General features: G+C 72.4%; 11 protein-coding genes and 1 pseudogene. 5 read left to right on the forward strand and 7 right to left on the reverse strand.

Annotated features, from left to right (window positions below):
• The 3 genes from DI269_RS04385 to DI269_RS04395 all read left to right on the forward strand — a co-directional run.
• On the forward strand, positions 1-630 hold a 630-nt coding region (locus DI269_RS04385), incomplete at its 5' end, for an ABC transporter substrate-binding protein (RefSeq protein ID WP_198667134.1).
• A 59-nt stretch (positions 631-689) separates the two neighbouring features.
• A complete protein-coding gene (locus DI269_RS04390; protein ID WP_112133937.1) occupies positions 690-2366 on the forward strand; it encodes an ABC transporter permease subunit in 1677 nt (558 codons plus the stop codon).
• The gene (locus DI269_RS04395) at positions 2363-4231 is read left to right on the forward strand and encodes an ATP-binding cassette domain-containing protein (RefSeq protein ID WP_112133913.1); all 1869 of its coding nucleotides are present in this window, start codon (positions 2363-2365) and stop codon (positions 4229-4231) included. The genes DI269_RS04390 and DI269_RS04395 overlap by 4 nt, the downstream gene beginning before the upstream one ends.
• Positions 4232-4450: 219 nt before the next feature.
• On the opposite strand, the gene DI269_RS04400 is transcribed toward DI269_RS04395, so the two are convergent.
• The 3 genes from DI269_RS04400 to DI269_RS04410 form a co-directional block, all read right to left on the reverse strand.
• Positions 4451-5530 carry an NADH:flavin oxidoreductase/NADH oxidase gene (locus tag DI269_RS04400; protein ID WP_112133914.1) on the reverse strand — a complete coding sequence of 360 codons (1080 nt, stop codon included), beginning with the start codon at positions 5528-5530 and terminating at the stop codon, positions 4451-4453.
• A 75-nt stretch (positions 5531-5605) separates the two neighbouring features.
• Complete coding sequence (locus DI269_RS04405) at positions 5606-6301, reverse strand: type 1 glutamine amidotransferase domain-containing protein (RefSeq protein WP_112133915.1); 696 nt, start codon at positions 6299-6301, stop codon at positions 5606-5608.
• A gap of 27 nt (positions 6302-6328) precedes the next feature.
• Positions 6329-7279, reverse strand: a complete 951-nt coding sequence (locus DI269_RS04410; RefSeq protein ID WP_332871927.1) for an NAD(P)-dependent oxidoreductase — start codon at positions 7277-7279, stop codon at positions 6329-6331.
• 99 nt (positions 7280-7378) lie between these two features.
• Here DI269_RS04410 and DI269_RS04415 point away from each other — a divergent pair, with 99 nt between their 5' ends.
• Positions 7379-7810 carry a MarR family winged helix-turn-helix transcriptional regulator gene (locus DI269_RS04415; protein ID WP_112133938.1) on the forward strand — a complete coding sequence of 144 codons (432 nt, stop codon included), beginning with the start codon at positions 7379-7381 and terminating at the stop codon, positions 7808-7810.
• A gap of 479 nt (positions 7811-8289) precedes the next feature.
• Here DI269_RS04415 and DI269_RS28555 read toward each other — a convergent pair.
• Both DI269_RS28555 and DI269_RS04425 read right to left on the reverse strand, forming a co-directional pair.
• Positions 8290-8448, reverse strand: a pseudogene (locus tag DI269_RS28555) (TetR/AcrR family transcriptional regulator); the annotation flags it as partial.
• A gap of 94 nt (positions 8449-8542) precedes the next feature.
• Positions 8543-8845 (reverse strand): hypothetical protein, encoded by a 303-nt coding sequence (locus DI269_RS04425; RefSeq protein ID WP_157974757.1) that lies wholly within the window; start codon positions 8843-8845, stop codon positions 8543-8545.
• Between the two features lie 229 nt (positions 8846-9074).
• Here DI269_RS04425 and DI269_RS27610 point away from each other — a divergent pair, with 229 nt between their 5' ends.
• On the forward strand, positions 9075-9329 hold the full coding sequence (locus tag DI269_RS27610; RefSeq protein WP_198667139.1) for an SCO4848 family membrane protein: 255 nt from the start codon (positions 9075-9077) through the stop codon (positions 9327-9329).
• A gap of 129 nt (positions 9330-9458) precedes the next feature.
• On the opposite strand, the gene DI269_RS04435 is transcribed toward DI269_RS27610, so the two are convergent.
• Both DI269_RS04435 and DI269_RS04440 read right to left on the reverse strand, forming a co-directional pair.
• Entirely contained in the window at positions 9459-10373 is a 915-nt protein-coding gene (locus DI269_RS04435; protein WP_157974758.1) for an aminoglycoside phosphotransferase family protein, read from the reverse strand.
• Between the two features lie 94 nt (positions 10374-10467).
• Complete coding sequence (locus tag DI269_RS04440) at positions 10468-11148, reverse strand: SDR family oxidoreductase (protein ID WP_112133919.1); 681 nt, start codon at positions 11146-11148, stop codon at positions 10468-10470.
• Positions 11149-11175 lie beyond the last annotated feature (27 nt).

The raw sequence follows: 11175 nt of genomic DNA on the forward strand, positions 1-11175 counted from the left end.
CGCGGGGCGATCGACGCCGCCGCGCTCGTCGACGGCGTCTACGACGGCCGCGCCGACCTCGCCGAGGGCCTGCTCGGGCCCGCGATCCCGTGGGCCGCCGCCCGCGAAGGCCGGACCGATCCCGCCGCCGCGGCCGACCCCGCCGGCATCGCGATCACCTTGGGCACCTTCACCGACCGCGCCGAACTGCCCGAGGTCGCGCAGGTCCTCCAGCAGCAGCTCCAGGACGCCGGGTTCACTGTGGAGCTCGACGTCCGCGAGTACGCCAACATCGAGGCCGACGCCCTCGACGGGGCGTTCGACGCGTTCCTGCTCTCGCGGGCCACGGTCCTCGACTCCGGCGACCCGGTCGCCTACCTGTACTCCGACTTCGCCTCCGACGGCTCGTTCAACCTCTCGCAGTTCGCCGACGCAGGCGTGGACGCGGCCCTCGACACGGCCGCCGCCGCGGTCCCCGGTGAGGCGCGACGTGCGGCGGTCCTCGACGCGGAGACGTTGATCCTGAATGCGGACGCCGCGATCCCGCTCCTGCACGAACGGGTCATCCAAGGCGACGCCGCGACCGTGACCGGGTCTATTAAGGACCCGCGTGAGCGGGAGCTCGTCGGACCCGAGACGCGGCTGGCCTAGGCGTGCGCACGATCCTGGCGAGACTGGCCGCGCTCGCCGTGCTCCTGGCGGTCGTGGGAATGCTGCCGTGGCTCTCCCGCAACGACCCGGCGCTGACGGTCCTGCGCGCCAAGTCCGCCGAGCAGGAGGCGACCCCCGAGGCGCTCGCGGCGATCCGCGCCGACCTGGGTCTGGATGCCGGGCCGCTGGCACTGCTCGGACAGTGGGCGACCGGGCTCCTCAAGGGGGACTTGGGAACGTCATGGGTCTCGGGCTACCCGGTCGCGCCCGCGGTGGCCTCCGGGCTCGCGACCTCGTTGACGCTCATGGCAGGAGCGCTGGCGGTGGCCCTGGTCCTGGCGGCCTTGTTGTGTGCGCCGACGCTGGTGCGCGGCGCCCGCGGGACGCTGCCCGAAGGGCGGCCCGGCGGCGCGGTCGGGGCGATCCTGGTGGCGTGCCCCGAATTCCTTCTCGCCACGGTCGGACTCATCGTCTGCGGGGTGTGGCTCGGCTGGCTGCCGACCTCCGGCTGGGCCGGGCCTGAGCACCTGGTGCTGCCCGCGATCGCGCTCGGCGTCCCGGCCGGCGCGATGATCGGGCGGCTCGTCGGGGACGCCCTGCCGGGGGCGTTCGACGAGCGGTGGGTCGGGCTGTGGCGCTCCTCGGGGGTCACCGAGGGACGGATCGCGGCGGCCGCGCTGCGGCGGGCGCTGCCGTCGGTGGTGCCGCAGTTGGGCCTGGTCGTGGTGGCCCTGACCGGCGGGGCGGTCGCGGTGGAGACGATCTTCGCGATCCCGGGCATCGGCCGGACTGCGTTGGGGGCGGCCAAGTCTCAGGACCTGCCGCTGCTCCAGGGCTGCGTGCTCGCGCTCATCTGCCTCGGCCTGGTCGCGGGCGCGGTCGCGCATTTCGCACGGCGCGCGATGCTCGGGACGGGCCTGCGCGACGCGGCCCTGAGTCCGCCACCAGCAGCCCGCGGGGCCTCGGGCGCGGCGCAGTTCGTACTGCCGGCGGTGTTCGCGGCGGTGCTGCTGGTCCTCGTCGGTTGGGGGCTGCTGCGCGATCCGCTCACCGTGGACGTGTCGCTAAAACTGCTGGCTCCCTCCTGGGCGCACCCGCTGGGCACCGACGCACTCGGACGGGACGTCCTGGCGCGGCTCGGCCACGGCGCGGCGCGCACGGTCGGGTCCGCGGTCGCGGTGTGCGCCTTCGGGTTCCTGCTGTCGCTGGGTCTCGGGTTCGCACCGCGGGTCGCCTCGGGAATCGCCGACGTCGCCAATGCCGTGCCGCCGGTCATCGCCGGTGTCCTGGTCGCGGCCGCACTCGGACCGGGTACGGCCGGGGCGGCGATCGCGGTCGCGGCGGTGTCCTGGCCGAACCTGACCGCGCACGCGGCGGCACTGACGCAGGAGGCGCGGGCGGCCTCGTACCTGACGGCGCAGCGGGCCATGGGCGCGAGCGCCGACTGGATCACGTTGCGGCACTTGCTGCCCGCGGTCGCAGGGCCGCTGGCGCGTCATGCAGTGCTGCGACTCCCGGGGACGGCCCTGGCGATCGCCGCGCTGGGGTTCCTGGGTCTCGGCACGCAGCCGCCGACTCCTGAATGGGGTCTGCTGCTGGAGGAGTCGCGGGCCTATGTGGAGGTCGCTCCGGTTGCGGCGCTGGCGCCGGCAGTTGCGATCGCTCTGCTTGCGGCCCTGACGGTCTCAAGCGCGAATATCACCGGAATCGCGCGGCGAAAGGCGGTACGGGCGTGAGCACCGACCACGAGCGTGGCGGCCGCACGGCCGATCCCGAGCTCAACGACACCTCCTCCGGGCGGCGACCCGTCGCCAGCGGCGATCCGAGGATTCAGGCCGCAGAATGTTGCGGCGGATCGACTGTGGCCCAAGCAGACCTGTCCTCGACCCGATTGCCCACTCCCGTGCTCGAAGTCGCCGATCTGGACGTGTCGCTGCCCGGGGTCGAGGCCGTGCGCGGGATTTCCTTCGCAATCGCGCCGGGCGAGACGGTGGCGCTGGTCGGAGCTTCCGGTGCGGGGAAGTCGTTGACCGCCAAGGCGATCCTCGGGCTACTCCCCCGCTCCGCCCGCACTTCCGGTCGCACGGTTGTGGAAGGAACGGACCTGATCAGCGCCGACCGGCAGGCGCTCGCGCGCCTGCGCGGGCGCACGCTCGGGTACATCCCGCAGGACGCGCTCACGGTCCTCAGCCCGGTCCATCGCGTCGGCGACCAGATCGCCGCCGCGATTCGCTCGGTCCAGGGCGTCGGGCGCGCCGCCGCATGGGCGGCCGCGACCGAGGCGCTCGCCTCGGTTGGCATCGCAGATGCGACCGCGCGGGCCCGAGACTTCCCGCACCAGTTCTCCGGGGGCATGCGCCAGCGCGCCGTGATCGCCCTCGCGATGGCCAACGGACCCAAGCTGATCGTCGCCGACGAGCCCACGACCGCCCTCGACACCGCCACACGGACGCAGATTCTCGACCTGCTCAAGCGGCGGTGCGCGGAGTCGGGTACGGCGCTGCTGCTCATCACCCATGACACGGCGGTGGTCGAGGCGTACGCCGACCGGGTCCTCACGATAGGCCGCGGTCGGCTCCTCGCCGACGCGGCGCCGGTCCGGCCCGTGGTGAAGCCCCGTGAGCCGCTGCGCGAGCGGGTGCCGCTGCTGTCGGTCGAGGAGTTGACAGTGGAATATCACATGTCACACGTGACGCGCCACGGCCGATCCGCAAAGAGCGATTTCGACGGTGCGCCCGAGGACAGGGGTAGCAGCGGCAGCGCGAGAGGCGAAGGCAGCGGCAGCGCGAGAGGCGAAGGCAGCGGCAGCGGCAGCGGCAGCGGCAGCGGCAGCGGCAGCGGCAGCGGCAGCGGCAGCGGCAGCGGCAGCGGCAGCGGCAGCGGCAGCGGCAGGTTGATTATGAGGGCCGGTCGGCGAAGGTGGCATCGGGCGGTGGACCGGGTGTCGTTCGAGGTGGCGGCTGGGGAGACGTTGGCGTTGATCGGGCCGTCGGGGTCGGGGAAGTCGTCGACGGCTGCGGCGGTGCTGCGGTTGGTCGAGGCGCGGGGTGGTGCGGTCCGGTTCGAGGGGCGGGACCTGGTCGGGATGGGGCGGCGGGAGCTGCGGGCGTTGCGGGCGTTGCGGCCGCGTATGCAGCCGGTGCTTCAGGATCCGTACGGGTCGCTCAGTCCAAGGTTGACGGCCGGAGACGCAGTGGCCGAGCCGCTGCGGGTTCAGGGCCGGTGGGATCCGATGGCGGGGCCGGCGCGGGTGCGGGAGCTGTTCGCGACGACCGGGCTCGATCCCGAACTGGCCGAACGGCGTCCGCACGAGCTGTCGGGCGGCCAGTGCCAGCGCGTGAATCTGGCGCGGGCGCTTGCGAGCGATCCGAAGCTACTGGTTCTCGACGAGCCGACCTCGGCGTTGGACGCTCCGCTCCGGCAGGGGATCTTCGATCTGCTGGTGGGGTTGCAGGAGCGGCTGGGCCTGGGTTACCTGTTCATCTGCCACGACTTGGAGGCGGTGCGCGGGTTTGCGCATCGCGTGGCGGTCATGGAGTCGGGCCGGATCATCCGTTGCGGGCCGACCGAGGAGGTCTGCGCCGACCTCGCCATCCGGTGAGGAGTGCGGCTCCCGGCTCCCGGCTCCCGGCTCCCGGCTCCCGGCTCCCGGCTCCCGGCTCCCGGCTCCCGGCTCCCGGCTCCCGGCTCCCGGCTCCCGGCTCCCGGCTCCCGGCTCCGAAATATGAAACCGCCGAAGTTAGGGCGTCGCCCTTCAAAACGGACATCGTTGGGCCCCCGGCACAAGGGTGACACCGGGGGCCGACAATCCGCGTCCGCGCTAGGCCCGGCGGTACTGGGCCGGGACCGGGACCTCGTCGCCGAGCTCGCGGGCGGCCTGGAGGGGCCAGTACGGGTTGCGGAGGAGTTCGCGGCCGAGGAAGATCGCGTCGGCTTCGCCGGCGGCGAGGATCTTCTCGGCCTGGCGCGGCTCGGTGATGAGGCCGACCGCGCCGGTCGGGAGGCCGGTCTCGCGGCGCACCCGCGCGGCGAACGGCACCTGGTAGCCGGGCGCGGTGGGGATGTCGGCGCGCTGGACGCTGCCGCCGCTGGAGACGTCGAGCAGGTCGATGCCGTGCTCGCGCAGCAGCGCGGCGAGCCGCACGGTCTCGTCGGCGGTCCAGCCCTCGGGTTCGATCCAGTCGGTCGCCGAGACGCGGAAGAACACCGGCACCCGGTCCCCCACCTCGGCGCGGACGGCGTCGGTGATCTCGATCGCGAGGCGGGTGCGGTTCTCGAAGGAGCCGCCGTACCGGTCCTCGCGCCGGTTCGACACCGGGGAGAGGAACTCGTGCACGAGGTACCCGTGGGCGCCGTGGATCTCGATGACCTCGTAGCCGGCGTCGAGGGACCGGCGCGCCGCCGTGGCGAAGGCGTCGACGACGCCCTGGACCTCGTCAGCGGTCAGGACGTGGGGCACGGGCCGGGATTCGCTGAAGGCGACCGCGCTGGGCGCGACCGGGATCCAGCCGCCTTCGCTCGGGTCGAGGGCGCGGCCGCCGTTGAACTCCAGGTCGGAGGTGGCCTTGCGGCCGGCGTGGGCGAGCTGGATGCCGGGGACGGCGCCGTGGGCGCGCATGAGGGCGGTCAGGCGGCGGTGGCCCTCGACCTGGGCGTCGTTCCAGATGCCGAGGTCGCCGATGCTGATGCGGCCTTCGGCGGTGACCGCGGTGGCCTCGGTGAGGATGAGTCCGGCGCCGCCGACGGCGCGGGAGCCGTAGTGCTGGACGTGCCAGTCGTTGGGGGCGCCGGTGCCGGGGCCGGTGGTGTCGGCGCTGTACTGGCACATCGGGGCCATCCAGGCGCGGTTGGGGATCTCGGTGCCTCGGATGGTGAGCGGCGAGAACAGGTTGCTGGTCACGTGCGGGTCCTTCTGGAAGGTGTTCGGTCTTCGGGGGGCCGGGGCCGCCGGGTCGCGGCGGCCCCAAGGGTACGTCTAACCGATGAGTTTCAGCAGCTCGTCGGCCGCGGTGTGGGACGACTGCGGGTTCTGGCCGGTGACGACGGCGCGGTCGACCACGACGTGGGAGGTGAACGGGTCTCCGGCGACGAAGTCGAGTCCGGCCTGTTCGAGGCGGGTCTGGAGGAGCCACGGGGCCTTGTCGGCGAGGGCGCCGAGGCGCTCTTCGCGGTCGGTGAACCCGGTGATGCGGTAGTCGGCGAAGGCGTTCGCGCCGTCGGGTCCGGTGGCGGGCAGGAGCGCGGCCAGGCCATGGCAGACGAGGCCGACGGGCTTGCCGGCCGCGAGCGCGCCGGTGAGGAGGGCGCCGGAGCGGTCGTCGACGGCGAGGTCCTCCATGGGGCCGTGGCCGCCGGGGACGTACAGGGCGTCGTAGTCGGCGAGGTCGGCGGCCGCGAGGTCGATCGGGGCGGCGAACTCGGGGGCGGTGGCGACGGCGTCGCGGTAGCGGGCGGCGTTCTCGGGGCCTCCGGCGAGGACGGGGTCGAAGCTGACGGGGTCGGCGGGCGGGACGACGCCGCCGGGCGTGGCGACGGTGACCGCGTGCCCGGCGTCCTTGAACGCCTGGAGCGGGACGACGGCCTCTTCGGCCCAGAAGCCGGTGGTGTGGGTGGTGCCGTCGTTGAGCGTCCATTCGCTCGCGCCGGTCATGATGAACAGGATCTTCGCCATGGTGTCGTTCCCCCTGGTGCTGCTTGGTTACTTGTCGAAGCTCGCGAAGTAGCTCGCGGCCATGTCGTCGTCGCCGCGGCCCTGTTCGGAGGCGCGGCGGAAGCGTTCGGCGCCGGCTTCGGCGAGGTCGAGGCGGACGCCGTTCGCACGGGCGGCGTCGAGGATGAGCCGGGTGTCCTTGAGGGCGGTGTCGAGGCCGAAGCTGGTCTGTCCGGTGGTGCCGTCGAGGATGAGGGCGCCTTTGGCGTGGGCGTAGCCGGCGTCGAGGGGGCCGCCCTTGATGAGGTCGTAGAAGCCCTGGGGGTCGACGCCGAGGCCTTCGGCGAGGGCGAGGACTTCGCCGATGCCGTGGGTGAGGACGAGGACCCAGCTGTTGGCGACGAGTTTGAGGCGGGTGGCGCTGCCGTCGGCGCCTTCGGTCCCGGTCCAGACGGTCTTGGCGCCCACAGCGTCGAAGACGGCGTCGGCGACGGGGTCGCCGTTCGGTCCGGCGGCGAGGACGGTGAGCTGTCCGGCTTCGGCGGGGGCGCGGGTGCCGAGGACGGGCGCGTCGAAGAACACGAGGCCGTACTCGTCGGCGAGGGCGGCCAGGTCGGCGAGGGCAGCGATGCCGGCGGTGGTGGACTGGATCCAGCGGGTGCCGGGCGCGAGCGCGGGGGCGGCCTGGGCGATGACGTCCTTGGCGGCGGGGCCGTCGTGGAGCATGGTGACGATGGCGTCGGCGCCGTCGACGGCTGCGGCGGGGGTGCCGGCGATGCGGACGCCGACGGCGGCGAGGGGTTCGGCCTTGTCGCGGCTGCGGTTCCAGGCGGTGACGCGGTGCCCGGCACGGGCGAGGTTGCGGGCCATGGCGGCCCCCATGATGCCGGTGCCGAGCATGGCGACGTGCAGCTGGTCGCTCATCTGGTTCTCCTTCGGTCGCGGACGCGGGTTCCCGGTTCGCCGCCAACGATACTTGCAGACGCGGGCTAGTTGCAAGCGACGGCAATTGGCCTGTTACGTATATCGCCGTACGCTAGGATAGGCGAGATCGCCCGAGCCCGAGGGAGGAACACCGTGACCGCGGCCCCCGAGACCATGACCGCCCTCGCGCAGCACTGGTGCGCCCTGTCGGCGCTGCACGAGCGGATCGCCGACCGGATCGGACGCCGGCTCGAAGCCGAGCACGACCTGAGCGTGCGCGAGTTCTCCCTGCTCACCGTCCTCAGTCGCCAGTACGAGGGCGAGGGCGGACACCTCCAGATGCGCGAGGTCGCCGAGGCGATCGTCCTGAGCCAGAGCGCGACCACACGGCTGGTGACGCGGATGGAGGACCGGGGGCTGCTGGCCCGGACCATCTGCAAGGACGACCGGCGCGGGATCTACACGAACGTGACCGAGGAGGGGAACCGGCTCCTCGGCGCCGCCCGGCCCACCCATGACGGGGCGCTCGCGGAGGCGCTCGACGAGGCCCGCGCGAACCCGGACTTCAAGCCGCTGGTCGAGGCCCTGGAGCGCATCGGCGAGTGACGTCCCGCGCGCCCCGCGCGCCCGGGAACGCTTAAAGCGTTGGGGCCCTTGACCGACGCCCAGATGCGGTCGGGCAGGAACTTGAACGCCTCGGCGATGTCGTCGGCGCCGGGCATGCCGATGAGCCAGCGCGTCACGGCCTCGGTCACCGGCCCGATGAGCAGGCACCCCAGCAGGCTGTCGGGGACGTCGACGACGCGTCCGGCGGCGATGTGCGGGGCGACCCACGCGAGGATGCGGCCCAGTTGGGGCGCGGTCTCGGCGAGCATCGCATCGGTCGGGGTGATGAGGTGGGCCTGGTAGGGCATGGCCAGCAGGAAGTGCGCTTTGGAGCGGTTCTCGGTACACCAGGCGAGGTAGGCGGTGACGCAGGCCTGGACGCCGGTCTTGGCGGTGCGGCGCGGTTCGACCGCTTCGACGAGGCGGTCGAGGAGCTCGGCGGACAGGCGCGTGTAGAGGGCGGCGGTGAGGCCGTTGAAGGAGCCGAAGTGGTGGTAGAGGCTGCCGACGCTGACGCCGCTGGCGTTGATGACGCCGGTCATGGTGTAGCCCTCGGGGCCGGTGCGGTCGTAGAGGTCGAGGGCGGCGGTGAGCAGCCGCTCGACGGTCTCCCGTCCCCGCGCCTGCTTGGCCGCCATGTCCGCCCCCCAGTGATCGCGTGCCGCAGGGCCACCACTTTATGGGGTGCCTCTAAAAGGGTCAATGGTCGCCGGTCGGGTTGTGACGGCGGGGTCAGGACTTCCAGAACTTGACGGCGAGGTGGGCGAGTCCGTCTCGCTGGGGCCGGCTCTTGAGGAGTTGCTCGAACTGGTGGTTGAGGTAGAGGCCGGGCGGTTCGGAGTCGACGCGGAAGACGTTGCCGAGCCAGCGCACGGGCTGCCCGTCGTCGAGTTCCCAGAGCTCCACGATGCGGTCGCCGGGCTTGATCGTCATTCTGATGTGGAGTCCGAGGTACTCGACGTCGCCGGTCCGGAGCCAGCCCACGGCCTCGGGGTCGGGATACCCCTTCGGGAGGGGTGTGTCAGGTCCGCTCATCCGGGCCAGCCATTCCATGCATTGATGACAATCCGGTCTCCATCATCGCAGACCACGGTATGCACGCAACTGCCGCACAGAGTGACACCGGGTCTCCAAAGGCCAGGATAGTAGGCGCATCCGGCGCGCCGGTCGAAGGTGAGCGGGCAAATCGGGCGGCGGCGTGACCGGGGCCCGGTGGGGCGCGCCCGGAATGTCCGGGGGCCGCGGGGGTCGGATACTGGGGGGCATGAAGCTCAGTCGCGGCGTCTCGGTGTTCCTGCTCGCCTTCGGGGTTTGGAGCTGGGCAATCTGGATTACGTTCGTCAAGAACCTGTTTAAGGACGTCAGCGGCCTGGCGTTCGATGGCTCGGGCGACCCAACGGGCTACTTCTGGGTGCATCTGGCGCTGGCGGTGGCCTCGTTCGGGCTCGGGACGGCGGTCGGGGCGATCGGTCTGCGGGGGCTCCTGGCGAGCCGCCGGACGGGCCGTGGGGAATCCTGAAAGGACCGTTCGACTCGTTGGCGACTCGCCGGGTAGTCGGGAATCCGACGCGGATTTTTTTCACCCGTTCGAGCCGGAAAGCGTTTGATTCGTCGGGCGGACCGCCGGGGCGTTGCTCCGGCGGTCCCCTCAGGCGTCTTCGAGTTCGCGCATCGCCTTGGACGCGGCTTCGAGGTGCCGTTCGTCGGCGGTCTCGGCGAGGTGGTCGGTGAAGCGGAGCAGGGCCCAGGCGCGGACGCGCTCGGTGTCGGCGCCGAGGCCCTCGGCGACGGCGCGGAGCAGTTCGGTGCCGCTGTGGGGGCCGTGGAGCTGCTGCTTGAACAGGAAGTAGCCGCCGTCGAAGGCGCGTTCGGCGAGGTAGGGCTTGGGGTCGATGACCAGCCAGGGTTCGCGTTCGGCGGAGACGATGTTGCTCAGGTGGGTGTCGCGGTTGCCGATGCCGAGCTCGGGCGGGTCGGCGAGGGCGTCGCAGAGGGCGAGGGCGTCGCGGAGCCGCTCGTCGCCGACGCGGTAGCGGACCTCGGGGGTCGCGTCGGCGTAATCGGCGCGCCAGGTGTCGAGCATGCCTGCGGCGGTGGGCAGGTCGGGGTAGCCGGCCTCGGGTTCGTAAGGGCGCCAGAGGCGCCGGTAGAGGCCGGTGGCGATCCCGATGCGGCGCCAGGCGGCCGCGGGGGTCTTGTGCCCGAAGAAGCGGGTGGACTTGAGCCGGTTGCCGGGGACGGCGCGCTCCATGAGCATCGCGCCGGTCTCGGGGTCGTAGTCGTGGAGGCGGACGGCGCCGTCGCCGTCGTACTGGCGCAGCGCGGTCGGCTCGGCGCGGTTCTCCTCGTCGCGGTAGATCACCTTGAGGACGGCGGAGGTGCCGTCGTCGAGGAGCACCGGGACGACGTAGGAGTGCGATCCGCCGTCGTAGGGGGTGCCGTCGATCCGGAGGGACCACGCGCGCTTGAGGCTCCATACCGTCTTGGGGAGCTCGTCGAGCCAAGTCCGGCCGGCTTCGCCGTGCCAGTTGAGGACGTCGCGGCGGACAGAGGAAGGAACCACACCAAATCGCATCGGTACAGTATCGAGCACTCCGTTTCGGCGACGCAATCCGCATATGCGTTTGCGGCGGGCAGTCGGACCACTGCGGACGGTGTCAGGGTCGAGTTGTGAAGGCGGCCACGGCTTCCTTGACGGAGGCGTCGCCGCCGCGCAGCTCCAGGACCCTCCTGGACACCGCCGGGGTGCGCAGGAGCTCGGCGATGACGGCGGCGACGTCGGCGCGGGTGACCTCGCCGCGTCCGACGGACGGCTCGCCGAGGAGCACGGTGCCGGCGGGCGGGTCGTTGGTGAGGGCGCCGGGCCTGAGGATGACCCATTCGAGGTCCCTGGCGCGCAGGTCGTCCTCGGCGGCGGTCTTCGCTTCGAGGTAGGCGGCCCAGACCTCGTCGCGCGACGGGTCGGGGGCCGTGCCGGCGCCCATGGTGGAGATCTGGAGGAAGCGGCGGACGCCGGCCTGCTCGGCGGCGTCGGCGAGGAGCACGGAGGCGGCGCGGTCGACGGTCTCCTTGCGGGCGGCGCCGCTGCCGGGGCCGGCGCCCGCGGCGAAGACGACCGCGTCGACGGCGCCTCCGGTCTCGGAGGCGAGGAGTCCGGCGAGGTGCTCGGTGTCGGCCCGTTCGAGGTCGAGGACGATGGGGCGGCCGCCGATCGCGACGATGTCCTCGGACTGCTCGGGCTTTCTGATGAGTCCGGTGACGGAATGTCCTTCGGCGGCCAGGATCTCGGTCAGGAGCAGCGCGATCTGTCCGTGCCCTCCGGCGATGACGACATGCATACGGCCCACCCTAACCCGGTCCGCGGC

This window comes from Glycomyces dulcitolivorans (assembly GCF_003265355.1).
Lineage (GTDB): Bacteria > Actinomycetota > Actinomycetes > Mycobacteriales > Micromonosporaceae > Glycomyces > Glycomyces dulcitolivorans.